Genomic DNA, 20,387 nt, shown 5'->3' on the forward strand with positions numbered 1-20,387 from the left:
GCCCGCTCCCACAGTGGGAGCGGGCTTGCCCCGCGATAGCTTTCACCCCAGATTCTTGCCCAACAGCGCGTGATACAACTCGCTGTCACCAAGGATCCCCACCACTGAATTACCTTCCTGCAACACCAGCTTATTGCCGGTCTGATAACGGATCTGCAGGGCCTCACGCATGCCAATGCTGGCGCTGACCAGAGTCGGCTTACGGGCCAGGCCTTCCACCGCTTCGCCCGGTGCCCAGTTTTGCAGGTCCATGCCATTGGCACCCTGACGTGCGCCTTTGATGGTGTTGCCTTCGGCCAGGTCCAGCCAGGAGTCGCCCCCCGGATCGATACACACCGAACCATTGATGCGCTTGCACTTGTCCAGCGTGCGCATCAGGCTGCGGCCGCACAGCACGTTGAGCGGGTTGGTGTGGGCAACGAAGGTGCGTACATATTCGTCGGCCGGGTTCAGCACGATTTCTTCCGGCTTGCTGTACTGGATGATCTTGCCGTCTTTCATGATGGCGATACGGCTACCCAGTTTCAGCGCTTCGTCCAGGTCATGGCTGACGAAGACGATGGTCTTGCTCAACTTGGTTTGCAGCTCCAGCAGCTCGTCTTGCAGGCCCTGACGAATCAGCGGGTCAAGGGCAGAGAAGGGTTCATCCATCAGCAGGATATCGGCATCCATTGCCAGTGCGCGGGCCAAGCCAACACGTTGCTGCATGCCGCCTGAGAGTTCATCGGGTTTCTTATTGCGCCATTGCGTCAGGCCAACCAGCTCCAGTTTCTCGTCGACCAGCTTGCGCCGTTCTTTCTCCGGCCGGCCTTGCATCTCCAGGCCGAAGCTGATGTTTTCACGCACCGTCAGCCAGGGCATCAGGGCGAACTTCTGGAACACCATGGCGATGCGTTTGGTGCGCATCATCTTCAGTTCCGCCGGGGTGCAATGGGCAATGTCGATGTGGGCGCCTTCGTGTTCGACAAACAATTTGCCACGGCTGACGGTGTTCAGGCCGTTGATGCAACGCAGCAAGCTGGATTTGCCCGAGCCGGACAGGCCCATCAGTACGCAGATCTCGCCTTTGTTGATATCCAGGTTGGCCTTTTCGACGCCGACTACCAACCCGGTTTTCTTCAGGATCTGCTCCCGCGAAAGGCCTTGATCTAGCAGGCTGAGGGCCTCACGCGGTCGGTTGGAGAAGATAACGTCTACGTCTTCGAAGCGAATAATGCTCATGCTTCACTCCTCACCGGCAGGTCGGGTTGTTTGCAGATACGGTCAAGCATGATCGCCAGCAGCACGATGGCAAGACCTGCTTCAAAGCCCAGGGCGATATCGGCCGTGTTCAGTGCATTGACCACTGGTTTGCCCAGGCCATCGGCGCCCACCAGGGCGGCAATCACCACCATCGACAGCGACAGCATGATGCACTGGGTGACCCCGGCGGCGATGCTCGGCATGGCATGGGGCAGCTCGATGCGCGACAGCAACTGGCGGCGTGAGCAACCGAAGGCCTTGCCGGCGTCGAGCAGTTCCTGGGGCACGTCACAGATCCCCAGGTAGGTCAGGCGGATCGGGGCGGCGATGGCGAACACCACCGTAGAGATCAACCCGGGGACCACGCCCAGGCCAAACAGGGTCAGGGTCGGGATCAGGTAAACGAAGGTAGGCACCGTCTGCATCAGGTCGAGGACCGGGCGCATGGCGGTGTAGAACATCGGTTTATGCGCAGCGAGGATGCCCAGGGGCACGCCAATGGCCACACAGACCATGGTGGCGAACAGCACCTGGGCCAGGGTCTCCATGGTTTCTTGCCAGTAACCGAGGTTAAGGATCAGCAGGAAAGACAGCACGCAAAAAGCGGTGAGCGCCCACTTACGCTGGATCAGGTGCGCGACGACTGCAATCAGGCCAATCAGGACGAAAGGGTTGAACCAGGTCAGCGCCCCGGTCACGCCGTGAATCATCAATTCCAGTGCTTCGGCGAAGGCATCGAAATAGTTGGCGCCGTGTTGCGTCAGCCATTCAACGAAGCCTGCGATGTACTGGCCCAGTGGTATTTTTTCATCGATCAGCATGATAGCGAGCGTCCACCTGCAAAAGATTGAAGACAGCCTGCGGCGGGGCGAGCCCGCCGCAGGTGGTGCTTACTGCGTGAGCTTGGCTTTGGCCGCCTCCAGGCCTGGTTTGCCATCAATGGTGGTGACTCCGGCCAGCCAGGTATCGAGTACCTGAGGGTTCTTTTTCAGCCAGGCTTTGGCTGCTGCATCGGGTTTCATCTTGTCGTCCAGGACGTTGCCCATCAGGGTGCTTTCCATGTCGAGGGTGAACGACAGGTTCTTCAGCAACTGACCAACGTTGCTGCATTCCTGTACGTAGCCCTTGCGGGTGTTGGTGAGGACGGTGGCCTTGCCATATTCGGGGCCGAAGAAGTCATCGCCGCCGTCCAGGTATTTCATCTTGAAGCGAGTGTTCATCGGGTGCGGTTCCCAACCCAGGAACACCACCGCCTGATCGCGCCGTTGCGCACGATCGACCTGAGAAAGCATGCCCGCCTCGCTGGACTCGACCACCTTGAACCCGGCGTCTTTGAGGCCGAAGGCGTTCTTGTCGATCATGCTCTGGATGGTGCGGTTGCCGTCGTTACCTGGCTCGATGCCGTAGATCTTGCCGTCCAGTTCCTTTTTGAACTTGGGAATGTCGGCGAAGGTTTTCAGGCCTTTGTCATACAGCGCCTGGGGTACGGCCAGGGTGTACTTGGCGTTTTCCAGGTTCGCCCTTACGGTTTCCACCGTGCCGGCATCGCGGTACTGCTTGATGTCGTTTTCCATGGTCGGCATCCAGTTGCCGAGGAACACGTCCATGTTTTTGCCGTCGGCCAGCGACTTGTAGGTCACCGGCACCGAAATCATGGTGGTTTTGGTTTTGTAGCCCAGCGACTGCAGGACAACGCTGGTCATGGCCGTGGTCACGGTGATGTCGGTCCAACCGACATCGGAGAAGTTAACGGTATGACACTGTTCGGGTTCGGCGGCCTGGGTCAGTAGCGGCACGCTCAGTAGCGCTGTCAGCAAGAGCGAGGGTGAAGCTTTCATACGATGGACTCCTGATGTTTTTTCTCGGATGTCCCACGGGACCGCCGTGCTTTATGGCTTGCATTCGGTCGGGCCTGACTATCTGGCGATAGCGGGACAGGTGCCGTGCAATCGAGTCGATACCGATCATCTAACAGCGAAAATCAAACGCCTACAGGGTGCGTCGTATCCAGTACAGACAGGGTCGCATCCAGTGTCGGTGAGGTCGTTTACAGATTTTTATCGCCCCGTAAACGCAGTTTTGCTGCTTCTGCACCGCAAAAAAACGGCGCAGAAACGGTCGTGACAGCTGGCGGCGTTGCTGGGCAAGAGCGCGTCGGTTGCAGACGTCAAACGTCCGGTTAAAAGCCTGATGATGCGCGAATTCGGCGGATTGCCGCCTATTAAGCGTAGCAGTTGCAACGCCCTTGGCTTGGCTGAGGGCGGCGGCTCAATCAGGAGGTAGGTGGCATGGCCATTAGTGTGTTCGACCTGTTCAAGATCGGTGTCGGCCCATCCAGCTCGCATACCGTCGGGCCCATGCGGGCGGCGGCATTGTTCGTCCAGGGGTTGCGTGAGCGCGGTGAGCTTGAGCAGGTCAAGCGTATTGAAGTGCGGTTGTATGGCTCGCTCTCGGCCACCGGTATCGGTCACGGCAGCGACAACGCGGTAATCATGGGCTTGATGGGCGAATGGCCCGACGCAATCGACCCGTCGCAAATCGCCCCGCGTATTGCTGCTCTGCGTGAAACCAACACGCTGCTGCTCGATGGCCGGCTTGCGGTCGGGTTTGTCTGGACGCGCGATATGCGCCTGCTTGATGAAAACCTGCCTTACCACCCCAATGCCATGACCCTGATCGCCGACGGCACGGCAGGCGAGCTGCATTGCGACACTTATTACTCGGTCGGCGGTGGCTTTGTGGTGGATGCGGCCCAGGCTGCAAGCGGCGTTCTGGATGCTGACAACACCGTGCTGCCCTACGATTTCAACAGCGCAGTGGAGCTGTTGGCGCTGTGCCGGGAAAACGACATGCGCGTGTCGCAATTGATGATGGAAAACGAGAAGGTCTGGCGCAGCGAAGCGGAAATCCGGGCCGGTTTGCTCAAGCTGTGGCATGCCATGCAGGCCTGCGTCGAGAACGGCCTCAAATACGAAGGGATTCTACCGGGCGGGCTGAATGTGAAGCGCCGGGCTGCCAAGCTTTACCGCAGCCTGCAGGAACTGAACAAGCCCAATGTCATCGGCTCGACCCTGAGTGCGATGGAGTGGGTCAACCTGTATGCGCTGGCGGTCAACGAAGAGAACGCGGCCGGTGGGCGCATGGTCACGGCGCCTACCAATGGCGCGGCCGGAATCATTCCTGCGGTGCTGCATTACTACATGCGGTTCAGCGACGAGGTCAGCGAAGCCTGTGTGGTGGACTTCTTTCTCGGCGCGGCGGCGGTGGGCATTCTGTGCAAGAAAAATGCGTCTATCTCGGGCGCTGAGGTTGGTTGTCAGGGCGAAGTGGGTTCGGCCTGTGCCATGGCAGCAGCTGGCTTGGCTGAAGTGCTGGGCGCCACGCCGGCACAACTGGAAAACGCCGCCGAGATTGGTCTTGAGCATAACCTGGGGCTCACCTGCGACCCGGTGGGCGGGTTGGTTCAGGTGCCGTGCATTGAACGCAACGCCATTGCGGCGGTGAAGGCGATCAATGCGGCGCAGATGGCCTTGCGGGGTGACGGCGAGCATTTCATTTCACTCGACCGGGTCATCCGTACCATGCGCGACACCGGTGCTGACATGCACGACAAATACAAGGAAACCTCGCGTGGAGGCCTGGCAGTCAACGCCATCGAGTGCTGAGCCACTTTGCGCCGTTAGTGCGCACGCGTGCCACCTTTTAGCGCGCGGTCAGATCCTACATCTTTAAACAGCTGTCACCCCGGGAAATCGCGCCTTGGGTGACACTTGTTTATGTCGTTTCTGGGCATCCTTCCCACAAGTGCTACCGAATTGCTCAGCTCACCAATGCAGTGGCGCTAGCACGCTGGTTTTCGCTAAAGGCACTACGCTGTAGCAGTTGCCATATAGACGCTGCGCGACGTCGTTTTTGGGTTTTATTGAATGCTCATTCAATTTCCGGCATGGCATTTGCGTTGCGATTGGCAAAGCCCCTGCATTCGAATCGGGGCCGTGAAAAAAAAAGAGCCCGTGCCTGCCTGAGGCGCACCCTGCATTGTGTGAGGAGAGACCGCGATGACGTCGTACAACTCCGGGACCCCAACCCAGAACCGCACACCCCAATCCATCGGCTTCCTGTTGCTGGATAACTTCACCCTCATCTCCCTGGCCTCCGCGGTCGAACCGCTGCGCATGGCCAACCAGCTTTCCGGCAGAGAGCTGTATCGCTGGAGCACCTTGAGTGTGGACGGAGGACAAGTGTGGGCCAGCGACGGCTTGCAGATCACTCCCGATGCATCAATGCACAAGGCACCGCCCATGGACACGGTGATTGTCTGCGGCGGTATCGGCATTCAGCGCACCGTGACCCGTGAACATGTGACCTGGCTGCAGAGCCAGGCACGCCAGTCGCGCCGTTTGGGTGCGGTGTGCACTGGGAGCTGGGCGCTGGCTTGCGCCGGGTTGCTTGACGGTTTCGATTGCAGCGTCCACTGGGAATGTCTGGCCGCGATGCAGGAAGCCTTCCCACGGGTGAGCATGAGCACCCGCCTGTTCACCCTCGACCGCAACCGGTTTACCAGTTCAGGCGGCACTGCACCGCTGGACATGATGCTGCACCTGATCAGCCGCGATCATGGCCGCGAACTGTCGGCAGCGATTTCCGAGATGTTCGTCTACGAGCGTATTCGCAACGAGCAGGATCATCAGCGCGTGCCGCTCAAGCACATGCTCGGCACCAACCAGCCGAAGTTGCAGGAAATCGTTGCGTTGATGGAGGCCAACCTGGAAGAGCCGATCGACCTGGATGAACTGGCAGTGTATGTGTCGGTGTCGCGGCGCCAGCTTGAGCGGTTGTTCCAGAAGTACCTGCATTGTTCGCCGTCGCGCTATTACCTGAAGCTGCGCTTGATCCGTGCCCGACAACTGCTCAAGCAAACGCCGATGTCGATCATTGAGGTGGCGTCGGTGTGTGGCTTCGTTTCCACGCCGCACTTCTCCAAGTGCTACCGCGAGTACTTCGGTATTCCACCGCGTGATGAGCGTGTGGGTTCCAACACGGCGCAACAGGTGGCGATGATGCCGATACCGCAGGCGATGGTGTTGTCGCCACTGGCAGGGCCGATGTCGGCGTTGAGCCAGGCGCGTAATGAGTCGACGTTTGCCAGTGTGAGGCTTTAAATCGCAGATCGCGGGGCAAGCCCGCTCCCACAGTGGGAGCGGGCTTGCCCCGCGATGCTGTCAACGATTCTGAAACTGCGCCAACGCTGGCAATAACTGCTGTTCAATGGCCTGACGCACAGCAGGCAGGATGGTCGCATTGCCGGTGTACATCTGCTCAACCATGCCCTTGAGGGCTTTGGCCCGTGGCTCCCACAGGTTGATCTACCCCCTGTGGGAGCGGGCTTGCCTTTGGCCCGTGGCTCCCACAGGTTGATCTACCCCCTGTGGGAGCGGGCTTGCCCCGCGATGCTGTCAACGATTCTGAAACTGCGCCAACGCTGGCAATAACTGCTGTTCAATGGCCTGACGCACAGCAGGCAGGATGGTCGCATTGCCGGTGTACATCTGCTCAACCATGCCCTTGAGGGCCTTGGCCCGTGGCTCCCACAGGTTGATCTACCCCCTGTGGGAGCGGGCTTGCCCCGCGATGCTGTCAACGATTCTGAAACTGCGCCAACGCTGGCAATAACTGCTGTTCGATGGCCTGACGCACAGCAGGCAGGATGGTCGCATTGCCGGTGTACATCTGCTCAACCATGCCCTTGAGGGCTTTGGCCCGTGGCTCGCTCAACCCTCGCACGGCGTATTCGCAGGCTTGTTCGGCGCTGGCATCGGCAGGCATCTCGAAGCCCAGGGCGCGCAGTTGGCCCAGCAGGTCGTCTTGATCAATCAAATCGGCATGCATCATGGCTGTTGTCCTTGTTTGCAGGTGATCGCAGTCGATTCTGTGGGCGCTGGAGCAGGGCGGCAAGGGCAGAATGTCGCAATGGCAGCTTTACCTATGAACAGGTCGTTTTCGGGTAAATACACGGGTAGAAGCGGGCTTGCCCCGCGATCAGTGCGGCAACCCGATCACCCGCCCAACAAACGCAGGTGCTGGTAAATCACCCTGCTCATCAACAACCCCCTGCAAACGCGCCGCAACCTCAGGCGTGAACGGTGCCGAGCGCGGCCCGGCCAGATTCACATGCAGCAGCATCTGCTCACTGGCCGCCAGGGCTTCGTCAAAACCCTCGCGGTGCAGGCTGTGGTACAGGTGCAGGCGCTTGCGATCAAAGCCGATGACCTGTGTCTGTACCCATACCTGGGTGCCGAGCTTTACCTCGTGCAGGTAGTTCAGGTGGCACTCCAGAGTGAACAGCGAGTTGCCACTGACGCTGCGGTTTTCACTGTCGAGGCCGATGCGGTCCATGAACGCATCGGTGGCGTAGCTGAATATCAGCAGGTAGAAGGCATCGCGCAGGTGCCCGTTGTAGTCGACCCAGTCCGCCAGGACTGGGGTTTCGTAGGTGGTCAATGCAGGCATTCTGGGGCTCCGGTCAGTCGCTGAAATCCATGCCGTGTCGGGTTTTGGTGGTTTTTACTGCGTCCAGCACGGCCAGCAGGCAATCATCACGATAGCGCTCCAGCGCACTAATGCTGCGCTCGCCCAGTTGTTCGCTGGTGCCTTCTACCACCGCATCGATCAAGTTGTCGGTTAACGCTGGGGCGGGCAGGTACGTCCAGGGTAGCTGCAATGCTGGGCCGAACTGGGCCATGAAGTGGCGCATGCCAGCATCACCACCGGCCAGGGTGTAGGTCAGGAAGGTGCCCATGAATGACCAGCGCAAGCCTGCACCAAAGCGGATGGCATCGTCGATTTCCCCGGTGCTTGCCACGCCGTCGTTGACCAGATGCAGCGCTTCGCGCCACAACGCTTCGAGCAGGCGGTCGGCGATAAAGCCGGGGACTTCCTTGCGCACATGCAGCGGGCGCATGCCCAAAGCGGTATATACCGTTTTTGCTGCATCGATGGCCTCTTGCGCTGTTTTGTTGCCCCCGACAATTTCCACCAGTGGCAACAGGTACACCGGGTTGAACGGATGGCCGACCACGCAGCGTTCCGGGCGAGTTGCTGACGCGTAGAACTCGCTGGGCAACAGGCCTGAGGTGCTGGAACCGATCAGCGCATCGGGCTTGGCTGCAGCGCTGATTTTGCGGTGCAGGTCGAGCTTGAGGTCCAGGCGTTCCGGGGCGCTTTCCTGAATGAAGTCGGCATCGCGAACACACTCTTCGATGGTCGCAACGAAGCGCAGGCGATTCGGTGAGGCTTCGGGGGCCAGGCCCTGTTTTTCCAGCGCAGGCCAGGCATTGGCGATACGTTTGCGCAATGCCGCTTCAGCGCCGGGGGCCGGGTCCCAGGCCACTACATCCAGGCCATGTGCCAGGGCGCGGGCTACCCAACCGCTGCCGATCACGCCACTGCCCAAGGCTGCAAAGGTCTTGATCTGTGTGATAAAGGTCATCGTGTTCTCCTGCGCTCAGCGACGGGTGAGGTTCATTTTGGCGCGGCCTTCGGCGGGGGTAAGTACCCGTGCCCCAAGGCGGCTGAGGATTTCGCTGGCGCGTTCCACCAGTTGGCCGTTACTGGCCAGTACGCCTTTGTCGAGGTACAGGTTGTCTTCCAGGCCTACGCGCACGTTGCCGCCGAGCAACACGGCTTGTGCGGCCATGGGCATCTGCATGCGGCCAATGCCGAAGCCTGCCCAGGTAACGCCATTGGGCAGGTTGTCGACCATGGCTTTCATGGTGGCCGTGTCGGCTGGCGCGCCCCAGGGAATGCCCAGGCACAGTTGGAACAACGGATCGTCGAGCAGGCCTTCTTTGATCATCTGTTTGGCAAACCACAGGTGACCGGTGTCGAAGATTTCCAGTTCAGCTTTGACGCCAAGCTCAGTGATGCGTTTGGCGCCCGCACGTAGCTGTGACGGGGTAGAAACGTAGATGCTGTTGCCGTCACCAAAGTTGAGGGTGCCGCAGTCCAGGGTGCAGATTTCCGGCAGCAGGGCTTCAACATGCGCCAGGCGCTCCAGCGGGCCAATCAGGTCGGTGCCTGCGCCGAATTCCAGCGGCGTTTCACCGGGGCCGATTTCCAGGTCGCCGCCCATGCCGGCGGTAAGGTTGACGATGATGTCTACATCAGACTCGCGAATGCGTTCCATCACTTCCCGGTACAGCGCTACGTCGCGGCTGAAGCGCCCGGTTTGCGGGTCGCGGACATGGCAGTGAACCACCGTGGCACCGGCTTTTGCCGCTTCAACGGCAGCGCCGGCGATTTGTTTCGGAGTAACCGGGACCAGGTGGCTCTTGCTGGCGGTATCGCCGGCGCCGGTCAGGGCGCAGGTAATAATGACGTCGTGGTTCATGTGCGGTTTCCTTTGGGCGTGTTGGGGCCTTCGCGGGGCAAGCCCGCTCCTACCGGTAGGAGCGGGCTTGCCCCGCGATACGGTCTGTCAGTTGGCAGTCAGCTTGAGATTGTCGGCAGCAGGCCTGCCGTCAAAGGTGGTCACGCCTTCTAACCAGCGCACCTTGTCTTCGGGATGGTCCATCAACCACTGCCGCGCCGATTGCAGGGCATCTTTGTGTTCGAGCAGCGGCTGCATCATGCGGCTCTCGTCTTCGGCGCTGAACTTCAGGTTGCTCAGCAGGCGGCTGGCGTTGGGGCAGCGTTCGGCATAGTCGGGGGCGGTGACGGTCCACACCGTGGCACGGCCTTCGTCCGGGCCAAGCGCGTCTTCACTGCCACTGAGGTAGGTCATGTCGATGTTGACGTTCATCGGGTGCGGCGCCCAACCGAAGAACACCACCGCCTGTTTACGCCGTACGGCGCGGTCCACGGCGGCAAGCATTCCGGCCTCGCTGGACTCAACCAGCTGGAATTTGCCCAGGCCGAACTGGTTCTTGCTGATCATCGCCTTGATCTGGGTATTGGCGCCGGAGCCCGGCTCGATACCGTAAATCTTGCCGCCCAGCTCTTTTTCGAACTTGGCAATGTCGGCGAAGGTTTTCAGGCCCTGGTCGGCCAGGTACTTGGGTACAGCGAGGGTCGCGCGGGCGTCGCTCAGGCTTGGTTGATCAAGGACTTTGACCTGTTTGGCCTCGACGAACGGGGTGATGGTCTGGGTCATGATCGGGTTCCAGTAGCCGAGGAACATGTCCAGGCGCTGATCACGGATACCGGTAAAGATGATTTGCTGCGAGGCACTGGTTTGCTTGGTCTTGTAGCCCAGGCCGTCGAGCAGCACTTGAGTCATGGCACTGGTGGCGATCACGTCGGTCCAGTTGACCACGCCAAGGCGTACGTTTTGGCAAACAGCAGGTTCTGCGGCGAATAACGGGGATGCGAGGGGGACACTCAGGGCTAGGGGGAGCAGACTGCGGCGGATCAAGCTGTGCATGATGGCTCTCCAACGGCAGGGCGTATTGTTATTGGTCGGTCTCTTCGGACCGTGAATACACGCTACGCTGGAATCACGCTCGAAATGCGCACGGAGGCGACCATAACTAGCACGCAGGCGACCAGCCAAAGAGGGTGCAGCCGATGCCTCAATCCATCCAGTTTTTACTCCTGCCGGGGTTCTCTGCCATGGGCTTCATTTCGGCAGTGGAGCCGCTGCGTGTGGCCAACCGCTTCAGTGGTGCGCTGTATCGCTGGAGTGTGCTGAGCCTGGATGGTGGCCCGGTGCAAGCCAGCAATGGCATGTCGGTCAATGCCGATGGCGCGCTGGCAGACAGCCAGGGAGCCAGCCTGTTGCTGGTGGTCGCTGGCTTTGAGCCGCTGGCGTGTTTTGGCCCGCGGTTGCAACAGGCGTTACGTCGCCTCGATCATGACGGGGTGATACTCGGCGGGATCGATACCGGGGCGATGGTGCTGGCCGAGGCGGGGTTGCTCGATGGTCATCGGGCCACGCTGCACTGGGAGGCGCTGGAAGCCTTCAAAGAGCGCTATCCACGCCTTGAGGTGATTCAGGAGTTGTTCGAAATCGACCGGCGGCGCATCACCTGCGCTGGCGGTACGGCCTCGATCGACCTGATGCTGGACCTGATCGCCCAGGCGCACGGCAGCGAGCTGGCGGTAAAGGTCTCGGAGCAGTTCGTGCTGGGCCGCATTCGCCAGCGCCGGGATCACCAGCCCATGCAGATTGCTTCACGCTATGGCATCAGCAACCGCAAACTGGTGCAGGTCATCGGCGAAATGGAACAGTGCACAGAGGTGCCGCTGAGTACCCTGGAGCTGGCGTCGAAGGTGATGGTCACCCGGCGGCAACTGGAGCGCCTGTTCCGCCTGCACCTTGACGATACGCCGAGCAATTTCTACCTGGTGCTGCGCCTGGAGAAAGCCCGGCAACTACTGGCTCAGACGGACATGAGCGTCACACAGGTGAGCCTGGCCTGCGGCTTCGAGTTGCCGTCTTACTTCACCCGGCGCTACAAGCGCTACTTTGGCAAGTGCCCGAGAGAGGAGCGGCAGCTGACGCGTTTGTCGTAAGTATGCTCGGGTGCACGCAATGGTGTCAGAGCAAGAGGTGATGAAGCCGCGTTATTGCAGCCCCAGCGACTGCAGGTATTCCGAACGATCATCGCTGCGCTGCGCCAAACAGGTGTTCTGCGCGGTTTCGAAGGCCTTGCTGCCGGGCTTTTCAGCGAAGGTTTCGACCTTGCAGTCGGCATCACGCAACTGCTTCCAGATGACTTCGGCGTCGCGCAGGCGTTTGCTCAAATCTTCAATTTGCGCGGTCTGGCCGTTGTACTGCTCTTTGATGCGTTCAAGCTGGTCGTTGAAGGCGGTACTGAGTTCGCGCTCGGCGGTCTGGCGGCTGTAGTTGGAGCATTCGTAGTTCTGTTGGTCGGTTTCGACGTTGTCGCAGGGCGTACTTTCGTCTTCTTCCGCAATGGCACCGAACGCCAGCAACACCAGAGCCAAGCCAACCATTGATCTCATCTGCGACATTCTCCTGAAAACCGTGGAAACAGCGGCGCCGATTCTCGCTCAGCGCCGGGGCAAAGAACAGGGTAGCCGCAAGCACTGCCACCACCGAATGAAACTTGCGCCGGCCCTTTGTCGCGGTTTGACGCTTTCGGCAATTCCCCTGTCGTTTTTGCATCTGGGCGACCTGGCCCCTAGGCATATGCTGGCTCCAAAGCGCCGGCAGACGATTCGGCGCAGGAACATCAAAAAAGGGGACAGCCTGATGAGCCCAGCCGAATTACACGCCGACAGCATCGTTATCGACGGGCTGATCATTGCCAAATGGAACCGCGAGCTGTTCGAAGACATGCGCAAAGGTGGCCTGACGGCAGCCAACTGCACGGTGTCGGTCTGGGAGGGGTTTCAGGCCACGGTCAACAACATTGCCGCCAGCCAGAAGCTGATTCGTGAAAACGCTGATCTGGTCATCCCGGTACGTACCACTGCCGATATCCGCAAGGCCAAGGAGTTGGGCAAAACCGGCATCCTCTTTGGCTTTCAGAATGCTCACGCTTTTGAAGACCAGATCGGCTATGTCGAGGTGTTCAAGCAGCTCGGCGTCGGTATTGTGCAGATGTGCTACAACACCCAGAACCTGGTGGGCACTGGTTGCTACGAGCGTGATGGCGGCCTGTCAGGGTTTGGTCGCGAGATTGTTGCCGAGATGAACCGCGTGGGGGTCATGTGCGACCTCTCGCATGTCGGCTCCAAGACTTCCGAAGAGGTCATCCTCGAATCGAAAAAACCGGTGTGCTACTCCCACTGCCTGCCTTCCGGGCTCAAAGAGCACCCGCGCAACAAGTCGGATGAAGAACTGAAGTTCATTGCCGACCACGGTGGCTTTGTCGGCGTCACCATGTTTGCGCCGTTCCTGGCCAAAGGCATCGATTCGACCATCGACGATTACGCCGAAGCGATCGAATACACCATGAACCTGGTGGGTGAAGACGCCATCGGTATTGGCACCGACTTCACCCAGGGCCACGGCCAGGACTTCTTCGAGTACCTGACCCACGACAAGGGCTACGCCCGGCGCCTGACCAACTTCGGCAAGATCATCAACCCGCTGGGCATCCGCACCGTGGGTGAATTCCCCAACCTCACCGAAACCCTGCTCAAGCGCGGCCATAGCGAACGCGTGGTACGCAAGATCATGGGCGAGAACTGGGTCAACGTGCTCAAGAGTGTCTGGGGCGAATAACGCCGCACTCCACCTCTGTTCAGCCTCGGCCAGCAACGCCGGGGCCATTAATCAAATTTTTATGGAGTTGAGTTTCCATGGCCAAGATCGCCCCGCAATTGCCAATCGAAGTCGACAGCGAGACCGGTGTCTGGACCAGCGATGCCCTGCCGATGCTCTACGTGCCACGGCATTTCTTCGTTAACAACCACATGGGCATCGAGGAAGTGCTGGGCGCTCAAGCCTATGCCGAAATCCTCTACAAGGCGGGCTACAAATCGGCCTGGCATTGGTGCGAGAAAGAGGCTGAATGCCACGGCCTGGAAGGCGTGGCGGTATTTGAGCACTACATGAAGCGCTTGTCTCAACGTGGTTGGGGCCTGTTCAAGATCCAGGACATCGACCTGGAGAAGGGCACTGCCAGCGTCAAGCTTGAGCATTCAGCATTCGTCTACGTGTACGGCAAGGTCGGGCGCAAGGTCGATTACATGTTCACCGGCTGGTTCGCCGGGGCTATGGATCAGATCCTCGCCGCGCGCGGTAGCTCCATTCGTACGGTCGCCGAGCAGGTCTACGGCGGCTCGGAAGAAGGCCACGACGACGGCCTGTTCATCGTCAAGCCGCTGTAAGTCGAGGATCGTGCCATGGCTTTCGAAGCAATGTTCCAGCCGATTCAGATCGGCAAGCTGACCATCCGCAACCGTGTGCTGAGCACCGCGCACGCCGAGGTTTACGCCACCGATGGCGGCATGACTACCGACCGTTATGTGAAATACTACGAAGAGAAGGCCAAGGGCGGTCTGGGCCTGGCCATTTGTGGCGGCTCTTCGGTGGTAGCCATCGACAGCCCGCAAGAGTGGTGGGCCTCGGTGAACCTGTCCACCGACCGCATCATTCCGTACTTTCAGAACCTTGCCGACGCCATGCACAAGCACGGCGCCAAGATCATGATCCAGATTACCCACATGGGCCGCCGTTCGCGTTGGGACGGCTTCAACTGGCCAACCCTGATGTCGCCCTCGGGTATTCGTGAACCGGTACACCGCGCTACCTGCAAGACAATCGAGCCGGAGGAAATCTGGCGGGTGATCGGTAACTACGCGCAAGCGGCCCGCCGCGCCAAAGAAGGCGGCCTGGACGGCGTCGAGCTGTCGGCGGTGCACCAGCACATGATCGACCAGTTCTGGAGCCCGCGGGTCAATAAACGTACTGACGAATGGGGTGGTACCTTCGAAGGGCGGATGAAATTCGGCCTGGAAGTGCTCAAAGCAGTACGTGCCGAAGTCGGCCCGGATTTCTGCGTGGGCATGCGTATTTGCGGTGATGAGTTCCACCCCGATGGCCTCAGCCACGAAGACATGAAGGAAATCGCCAAGTATTACGACGCCACCGGCATGCTCGACTTCTTCGGGGTGATCGGTTCCGGCTGCGATACCCACAACACCTTGGCCAACGTTATCCCCAACATGAGTTATCCACCGGAGCCGTTCTTGCACTTGGCTGCGGGCATCAAGGAAGTGGTCAAGGTGCCGGTGCTGCATGCGCAGAACATCAAGGATCCGAACCAAGCCACGCGCATTCTGGAAGGCGGCTATGTCGACATGGTCGGCATGACTCGTGCCCACATAGCCGACCCGCACCTGATCGCCAAGATCAAGATGGGCCAGGTGGATCAGATCAAACAATGCGTCGGCGCCAACTACTGCATTGACCGCCAGTACCAAGGGCTGGACGTGCTGTGCATCCAGAACGCAGCAACGTCCCGTGAATACATGGGCGTACCGCACATCATTGAAAAATCCACCGGGCCCAAACGCAAAGTAGTGGTCGTGGGGGCCGGCCCGGCCGGGATGGAAGCGGCGCGGGTGTCGGCGGAACGCGGCCACGACGTAACCCTGTTCGAGAAGAAAGACGCCATTGGCGGGCAGATCAGCATCGCCGCCAAGGCACCGCAACGCGACCAGATCGCCGGTATCACTCGCTGGTACCAGCTTGAGCTGGCGCGCTTGAAGGTAGACCTGCGCCTGGGCACCGCTGCCGACATCGATACCATCAAAGACCTGCGCCCTGACGTGATCGTGCTGGCCGTGGGTGGCCATCCGTTCCTGGAGCAGAACGAGCATTGGGGGGCCGCTGAAGGATTGGTAGTCAGCAGTTGGGACGTGCTCGACGGCAAGGTCGCGCCGGGCAAGAACGTATTGGTGTACGACACCATTTGCGAGTTCACCGGTATGTCGGTGGCCGACTTCATTGCCGACAAAGGCAGCCAGGTCGAGATCGTCACCGACGACATCAAGCCGGGCGTGGCGATTGGTGGCACGTCGTTCCCGACCTACTACCGCAGCATGTACCCCAAGGAAGTGATCATGACCGGTGACCTGGCGCTAGAGAAAGTCTACCGCGAGGGCGACAAGGTGGTGGCGGTGCTGGAGAACGAATACACCGGCGCCAAAGAGGAGCGAGTGGTGGATCAGGTGGTCATCGAAAACGGCGTACGCCCGGACGAAGCGCTCTATTACGGGCTCAAGGAAGGTTCGCGCAACAAAGGCCAAATCGATGTCGAGGCACTGTTCGCGATCCAGCCGCAGCCGATCCTCAGTCAATCGGGCGAGGGCTACTTGCTGTATCGCATCGGTGACTGCGTGGCTCAGCGCAACACCCATGCGGCGATCTACGACGCCTTGCGCCTGTGCAAGGACTTCTGATCGGTCTCGGTGGGAGCGGGCTTGCCCCGCGATAGCGATGTAACTGACACACCGTTATCGCGGGGCAAGCCCGCTCCTACAGGTAGGTGTATTTCCAAATTGTGTGGGAGCTTCCCATGTTGAACACCCTAATCCCCATCCTCCTGTTCGTCGCCCTGGGCCTCGCGGTCCTCGGTGCGCTGCGACGCGTGCGGATGTGGCGCCAAGGTCGGCCTTCGAAGGTCGATCTGTTGGGCGGTCTGTTGGCGATGCCGCGACGTTACATGGTCGATTTGCACCATGTGGTCGCCCGTGACAAATACATGGCCAATACTCACGTCGCCACAGCGGGTGGGTTTGTGCTGGCGGCGGCATTAGCGATTCTGGTTCACGGCTTTGGTGTGCATAACACGATCCTGGTGTATGCCTTGCTGTTCGCCACGGTGCTGATGTTTGCGGGGGCTGTGTTCGTCTACAAGCGCCGACTCAATCCACCTTCGCGCTTGTCCAAAGGACCGTGGATGCGCTTACCGAAAAGCTTGCTGGTATTTGCCGCGAGCTTCTTCATTGCCACGTTGCCGGTTGCGGGCATCCTGCCGGAAGGCTTTGGTGGCTGGTTGTTGGTGGCCCTGCTGGGCCTGGGTGTGCTGTGGGGCGTGTCTGAACTGTTCTTCGGCATGACCTGGGGCGGGCCGATGAAGCACGCCTTTGCCGGGGCGCTGCACCTGGCCTGGCACCGTCGCGCCGAACGTTTTGGCGGGGGGCGTTCTACTGGCCTCAAGCCGCTGGATCTGGAAGACCCCCAGGCGCTGCTGGGCGTCGAGAAGCCCAAGGACTTCACCTGGAACCAATTGCTTGGCTTCGATGCCTGCGTGCAGTGCGGTAAATGCGAAGCCGCGTGCCCTGCGTTTGCTGCCGGGCAACCGCTGAACCCGAAAAAGCTCATTCAAGACATGGTCGTCGGCCTGGCCGGTGGCACCGATGCCAAATTTGCCGGCAGCCCCTACCCAGGCAAGCCGATTGGTGAACATGCCGGCAACCCGCACCAGCCGATCGTCAACGGCCTGGTCGATGCTGAAACGCTGTGGTCGTGCACCACCTGCCGCGCCTGTGTGGAAGAGTGCCCGATGATGATCGAGCACGTCGATGCCATCGTCGACATGCGCCGCCACCTGACCCTGGAAAAAGGCGCTACGCCGAACAAAGGCGCCGAAGTGCTGGATAACCTCATCGCCACCGACAACCCTGGCGGCTTTGCCCCCGGTGGGCGGATGAACTGGGCAGCAGACCTGAACCTGAACCTGCTCAGCGAGATTAAAACTACCGACGTGCTGTTCTGGGTCGGCGACGGTGCCTTCGACATGCGCAACCAACGCACCCTGCGCGCTTTTGTCAAAGTGCTCAAGGCGGCTCAAGTGGACTTTGCCGTGCTCGGCCTGGAAGAGCGTGACAGTGGTGATGTAGCCCGGCGCCTGGGTGATGAAGCGACCTTCCAGCAACTGGCCAAACGCAATATCCAGAGCATGGCCAAGTACAGTTTCAAGCGCATCGTCACCTGCGACCCGCACAGCTTCCATGTACTCAAGAACGAGTATGGTGCTTTTGGTGGCGAGTTCCTGGTGCAGCATCACAGCACCTACATCGCCGAGCTGATCGCGGCAGGCGCACTAAACCTGGGACAGCACAAAGGTGGCAGTGTCACCTATCACGACCCGTGCTACCTGGGCCGCTACAACGGTGAGTACGAAGCGCCCCGTGAAGTGCTGCGGGCCTTGGGTATCGAGGTTAAAGAGATGCAGCGTTCGGGCTTCCGTTCTCGCTGCTGCGGAGGCGGCGGCGGAGCGCCGATCACCGATATTCCAGGCAAGCAGCGGATTCCCGACATGCGCATGGATGACATTCGAGAAACCGCTGCTGAATTGGTGGCGGTGGGTTGTCCACAGTGTACGGCGATGCTCGAAGGGGTGGTCGAACCGCGGCCGATGATCAAAGACCTGGCCGAGCTGGTAGCCGATGCCCTGCTGGAAGAGCAGGCCCCGGCCAGCAAGAGCGTGCCGAGCAAGCGTGAACCTGCGGAGGTGCACTGATGAGCGACATCATTCGCCGTGATCCACGCGCCGAGTGGATTGCCCGTAACCGCCTGCATCCACTGCACGCGGCCATGCAACAAAACCAACAGCACAGCTGGATGGGCCCTAACGGCATCATCCGCAAGAACCCGCATGGGGTTGGATTCATCGGCCCTCACGGCATCAAGCGTATCGACCGCAGCGGTGCCCAGCAGGGCACCAGCAACAAGCGCAGCGCGGTGGTGGCGGTGGAACTGCCGCTGCATCAAGTCGCACAGCCGGCGTTCTACGTTGCCGTGGTTCCCGACATGGTCGGCGGTCGCCTCGGTAGCCACGATCGCGACCTGCTCGGCCTGGCGCACAGCCTGGCCGGCAGCGACGGTGCGGTGTTGGCGGTGGTGTTTGGCGAGCACAAGGAAAACAACTTTTCCACAGCCGGTGTTGACCGCTTACTGGTCATCGAAGGGGATGAGTTCGCCGGTTATGCACCGGAGCAACTGGTGCAGGGCTTACGCGCTGTGGATAACCAGTTCAACCCGCGCCACTGGCTGTTACCCGACAGTCGCACCGGGGGAGGCGAATTGGGTCGACGCTTTGCGGCGGCGATCAACGAACGCCCGGCGACGCGGGTCTGGCAGGTCAAAGATGGGCAATGCAGCGGCCGCGCCGGTGCGGGTCAGCAAGACCTGATACGTGGCTTGCCACGTCTGATTCTGGCGGCGGCCGAGTGCGCCGAGCCGGTCAGTGAAACCCGTCACGAAGCATTGCCCGAGCAGTTATCCACAAGCGTGGCACGCAGCCTGCCACGTATTGAAGACCTGGGCCCGGTGGCCGTCGACCCGGCGGCCATAGCCATGGCCGAAGCCGAGTTCATCGTGTCTGGCGGCAACGGCGTCAAAGACTGGCCGTTGTTCCACCGGGCGACTGTAGCTCTGGGGGCAACCGAGGGCGCCTCGCGGGTGGCGGTGGATGACGGCTTCATGCCGCGCAACCGTCAGGTCGGCGCCACCGGTACCTGGGTAACGGCGCGGGTGTACGTGGCTGTGGGTATTTCCGGTGCGATTCAGCACCTGCAGGGCATTGGCGCTTGCGACAAGGTGGTAGCGATCAACATGGACCCCGGCTGCGACATGATCAAACGCGCCGATCTGTCGGTGATTGGCGACAGCGCGGCGATTCTGCAGGCGCTGATCGAGGCTGTGGAAAACTACCGTAACGACGCCAAGCGTGACGCGGCATAAGGCGGGGATAACGATGAATACCAAGGTTATCAGTCTGGTTTCAATTGGCGCCCATCCCAGCTCAGGCCGCAGCCGACGGGCCGAGCAGGATGCGCGGGCGGTGGAGTTGGGCCTGCAGCTGGCTGGGGATAACTTGCAAGTGCTGCATGCTGGCGACCCCCAGGAGCCCGCCCTGCGCGCTTACCTGGGGATGGGGCTGGAACAACTGGATGTGCTCGAACAGCCACCTGGGGCCGATGCCTTGGGGGTTCTCGGTGATTACTTGCACGACGCTGGTGCCCAATTGGTTTTGACCGGTAGCCAAGCGGAAACCGGTGAAGGTTCGGGCATGCTGCCGTTCCTGCTCGCAGAGCGTCTGGGCTGGCCGCTGGTGGTAGGCCTGGCCGAAGTGGAATCTATCCACAACGGCGTTGCCCAGGTGCTGCAGGCGCTGCCACGGGGCCAGCGGCGTCGGCTCAAGGTACGCTTGCCGCTGTTGGCCACGGTGGATAACGCAGCACCTAAACCGCGGCAAAGCGCGTTTGGCCCGGCACGACGCGGTGTGTTGGCTGCTCGTCAGGTGCAGGTTGTGGACGATGAGTTATTCACAAGCGCCGAGCTGCAACCGGCAAAGCCACGGCCCAAGCGTTTGAAAGTGATCAAGGCCAAAAGCGGTGCTGACCGCATGAAAGCCGCTACGGCCAAGGCCAGCGGCGGCGGTGGACAAGTGCTCAAAGACGTCAGCCCGCAAGCCGGTGCCCAAGCCATCCTCAAGCTGCTGGTGGAAGAGGGCGTGCTGCGCTGAGCTTTTGCTCACAAAGTCTGTTGGCCGATCTGTGGATAAAGTGTTTGTGTATGGCTGGAAGGCACGCAGGGCGTGCCTTTCGGCGTTATGGTCAAAAAATAGACAGTGTAAGTGACGGAATTTTCGAGCTTTTCTCCCATCGCTCAAGCTGAGATTGCCCACAATCGCTGTTGGCGGCTCTGTGGATAATATGTT

18 protein-coding genes are annotated in these 20,387 nt (G+C 60.3%); 9 read left to right on the forward strand and 9 right to left on the reverse strand.

Going from position 1 to position 20,387, the window contains the following annotated elements; all coding sequences use genetic code 11:
* Positions 1-42: 42 nt before the first annotated feature.
* The 3 genes from choV to E1573_RS21090 all read right to left on the reverse strand — a co-directional run bounded on the left by choV (position 43) and on the right by E1573_RS21090 (position 3,080).
* Positions 43-1,221, reverse strand: coding sequence for a choline ABC transporter ATP-binding protein (gene choV / locus E1573_RS21080; RefSeq protein WP_133216497.1), 1,179 nt, complete (start codon positions 1,219-1,221; stop codon positions 43-45).
* Positions 1,218-2,066, reverse strand: a complete 849-nt coding sequence (gene choW / locus E1573_RS21085) for a choline ABC transporter permease subunit (protein WP_177494595.1) — start codon at positions 2,064-2,066, stop codon at positions 1,218-1,220. The genes choV and choW overlap by 4 nt, the downstream gene beginning before the upstream one ends.
* Before the next feature lie 66 nt (positions 2,067-2,132).
* Positions 2,133-3,080, reverse strand: a complete 948-nt coding sequence (locus tag E1573_RS21090; RefSeq protein ID WP_133216499.1) for a choline ABC transporter substrate-binding protein — start codon at positions 3,078-3,080, stop codon at positions 2,133-2,135.
* 450 nt (positions 3,081-3,530) lie between these two features.
* Here E1573_RS21090 and E1573_RS21095 point away from each other — a divergent pair, with 450 nt between their 5' ends.
* Complete coding sequence (locus E1573_RS21095) at positions 3,531-4,907, forward strand: L-serine ammonia-lyase (protein ID WP_133216500.1); 1,377 nt, start codon at positions 3,531-3,533, stop codon at positions 4,905-4,907.
* Positions 4,908-5,300: 393 nt separating this feature from the next.
* Positions 5,301-6,404: a GlxA family transcriptional regulator gene (locus E1573_RS21100; protein ID WP_133216501.1), complete on the forward strand. Its 1,104-nt coding sequence runs from the start codon at positions 5,301-5,303 to the stop codon at positions 6,402-6,404.
* A gap of 475 nt (positions 6,405-6,879) precedes the next feature.
* Here the strand turns inward: E1573_RS21100 and E1573_RS21105 are convergent, their stop codons facing one another.
* The 5 genes from E1573_RS21105 to choX all read right to left on the reverse strand — a co-directional run bounded on the left by E1573_RS21105 (position 6,880) and on the right by choX (position 10,663).
* Positions 6,880-7,134 carry a hypothetical protein gene (locus tag E1573_RS21105; RefSeq protein ID WP_133216502.1) on the reverse strand — a complete coding sequence of 85 codons (255 nt, stop codon included), beginning with the start codon at positions 7,132-7,134 and terminating at the stop codon, positions 6,880-6,882.
* 147 nt (positions 7,135-7,281) lie between these two features.
* Positions 7,282-7,752: a thioesterase family protein gene (locus tag E1573_RS21110; RefSeq protein WP_133216503.1), complete on the reverse strand. Its 471-nt coding sequence runs from the start codon at positions 7,750-7,752 to the stop codon at positions 7,282-7,284.
* 13 nt (positions 7,753-7,765) lie between these two features.
* Entirely contained in the window at positions 7,766-8,731 is a 966-nt protein-coding gene (locus E1573_RS21115) for an L-carnitine dehydrogenase (RefSeq protein ID WP_133216504.1), read from the reverse strand.
* A 15-nt stretch (positions 8,732-8,746) separates the two neighbouring features.
* Positions 8,747-9,631 carry a 3-keto-5-aminohexanoate cleavage protein gene (locus tag E1573_RS21120; protein ID WP_133216505.1) on the reverse strand — a complete coding sequence of 295 codons (885 nt, stop codon included), beginning with the start codon at positions 9,629-9,631 and terminating at the stop codon, positions 8,747-8,749.
* 87 nt (positions 9,632-9,718) lie between these two features.
* A complete protein-coding gene (choX, locus tag E1573_RS21125) occupies positions 9,719-10,663 on the reverse strand; it encodes a choline ABC transporter substrate-binding protein (protein ID WP_133216506.1) in 945 nt (314 codons plus the stop codon).
* Between the two features lie 143 nt (positions 10,664-10,806).
* Here choX and E1573_RS21130 point away from each other — a divergent pair, with 143 nt between their 5' ends.
* Complete coding sequence (locus E1573_RS21130) at positions 10,807-11,754, forward strand: GlxA family transcriptional regulator (RefSeq protein WP_133216507.1); 948 nt, start codon at positions 10,807-10,809, stop codon at positions 11,752-11,754.
* A 51-nt stretch (positions 11,755-11,805) separates the two neighbouring features.
* Here the strand turns inward: E1573_RS21130 and E1573_RS21135 are convergent, their stop codons facing one another.
* Positions 11,806-12,207 carry a lysozyme inhibitor LprI family protein gene (locus E1573_RS21135; RefSeq protein WP_133216508.1) on the reverse strand — a complete coding sequence of 134 codons (402 nt, stop codon included), beginning with the start codon at positions 12,205-12,207 and terminating at the stop codon, positions 11,806-11,808.
* Positions 12,208-12,457: 250 nt separating this feature from the next.
* Here E1573_RS21135 and E1573_RS21145 point away from each other — a divergent pair, with 250 nt between their 5' ends.
* The 6 genes from E1573_RS21145 (at position 12,458) to E1573_RS21170 (ending at position 20,192) form a co-directional block, all read left to right on the forward strand.
* Positions 12,458-13,435, forward strand: coding sequence for a dipeptidase (locus tag E1573_RS21145; RefSeq protein WP_133216510.1), 978 nt, complete (start codon positions 12,458-12,460; stop codon positions 13,433-13,435).
* A gap of 77 nt (positions 13,436-13,512) precedes the next feature.
* Positions 13,513-14,043, forward strand: coding sequence for a DUF5943 domain-containing protein (locus E1573_RS21150; RefSeq protein ID WP_133216511.1), 531 nt, complete (start codon positions 13,513-13,515; stop codon positions 14,041-14,043).
* A gap of 15 nt (positions 14,044-14,058) precedes the next feature.
* On the forward strand, positions 14,059-16,119 hold the full coding sequence (gene dgcA / locus E1573_RS21155) for a dimethylglycine demethylation protein DgcA (protein ID WP_133216512.1): 2,061 nt from the start codon (positions 14,059-14,061) through the stop codon (positions 16,117-16,119).
* A 116-nt stretch (positions 16,120-16,235) separates the two neighbouring features.
* On the forward strand, positions 16,236-18,185 hold the full coding sequence (gene dgcB, locus E1573_RS21160) for a dimethylglycine demethylation protein DgcB (RefSeq protein ID WP_133216513.1): 1,950 nt from the start codon (positions 16,236-16,238) through the stop codon (positions 18,183-18,185).
* Positions 18,185-19,408, forward strand: coding sequence for an electron transfer flavoprotein subunit alpha/FixB family protein (locus tag E1573_RS21165; RefSeq protein WP_133216514.1), 1,224 nt, complete (start codon positions 18,185-18,187; stop codon positions 19,406-19,408). Before dgcB ends, E1573_RS21165 begins: the two co-directional genes overlap by 1 nt.
* A 13-nt stretch (positions 19,409-19,421) precedes the next feature.
* Complete coding sequence (locus tag E1573_RS21170) at positions 19,422-20,192, forward strand: electron transfer flavoprotein subunit beta (RefSeq protein ID WP_133216515.1); 771 nt, start codon at positions 19,422-19,424, stop codon at positions 20,190-20,192.
* The last annotated feature ends 195 nt before the right edge of the window (positions 20,193-20,387 follow it).

It is taken from the genome of Pseudomonas sp. H9 (assembly GCF_004353925.1).
Taxonomy (GTDB): Bacteria; Pseudomonadota; Gammaproteobacteria; order Pseudomonadales; family Pseudomonadaceae; genus Aquipseudomonas.

Coding starts and splice junctions, on each gene's coding strand:
- dgcB (WP_133216513.1), top strand. CDS start 16,236: ATGTTGAACACCCTAATCCCCATCCTCCTGTTCGTCGCCCTGGGCCTC.
- choV (WP_133216497.1), bottom strand. CDS start 1,221: ATGAGCATTATTCGCTTCGAAGACGTAGACGTTATCTTCTCCAACCGA.
- E1573_RS21120 (WP_133216505.1), bottom strand. CDS start 9,631: ATGAACCACGACGTCATTATTACCTGCGCCCTGACCGGCGCCGGCGAT.
- E1573_RS21135 (WP_133216508.1), bottom strand. CDS start 12,207: ATGAGATCAATGGTTGGCTTGGCTCTGGTGTTGCTGGCGTTCGGTGCC.
- E1573_RS21165 (WP_133216514.1), top strand. CDS start 18,185: ATGAGCGACATCATTCGCCGTGATCCACGCGCCGAGTGGATTGCCCGT.
- E1573_RS21150 (WP_133216511.1), top strand. CDS start 13,513: ATGGCCAAGATCGCCCCGCAATTGCCAATCGAAGTCGACAGCGAGACC.
- dgcA (WP_133216512.1), top strand. CDS start 14,059: ATGGCTTTCGAAGCAATGTTCCAGCCGATTCAGATCGGCAAGCTGACC.
- E1573_RS21170 (WP_133216515.1), top strand. CDS start 19,422: ATGAATACCAAGGTTATCAGTCTGGTTTCAATTGGCGCCCATCCCAGC.
- E1573_RS21095 (WP_133216500.1), top strand. CDS start 3,531: ATGGCCATTAGTGTGTTCGACCTGTTCAAGATCGGTGTCGGCCCATCC.
- E1573_RS21090 (WP_133216499.1), bottom strand. CDS start 3,080: ATGAAAGCTTCACCCTCGCTCTTGCTGACAGCGCTACTGAGCGTGCCG.
- E1573_RS21115 (WP_133216504.1), bottom strand. CDS start 8,731: ATGACCTTTATCACACAGATCAAGACCTTTGCAGCCTTGGGCAGTGGC.
- E1573_RS21130 (WP_133216507.1), top strand. CDS start 10,807: ATGCCTCAATCCATCCAGTTTTTACTCCTGCCGGGGTTCTCTGCCATG.
- E1573_RS21110 (WP_133216503.1), bottom strand. CDS start 7,752: ATGCCTGCATTGACCACCTACGAAACCCCAGTCCTGGCGGACTGGGTC.
- E1573_RS21100 (WP_133216501.1), top strand. CDS start 5,301: ATGACGTCGTACAACTCCGGGACCCCAACCCAGAACCGCACACCCCAA.
- E1573_RS21105 (WP_133216502.1), bottom strand. CDS start 7,134: ATGATGCATGCCGATTTGATTGATCAAGACGACCTGCTGGGCCAACTG.
- E1573_RS21145 (WP_133216510.1), top strand. CDS start 12,458: ATGAGCCCAGCCGAATTACACGCCGACAGCATCGTTATCGACGGGCTG.
- choX (WP_133216506.1), bottom strand. CDS start 10,663: ATGCACAGCTTGATCCGCCGCAGTCTGCTCCCCCTAGCCCTGAGTGTC.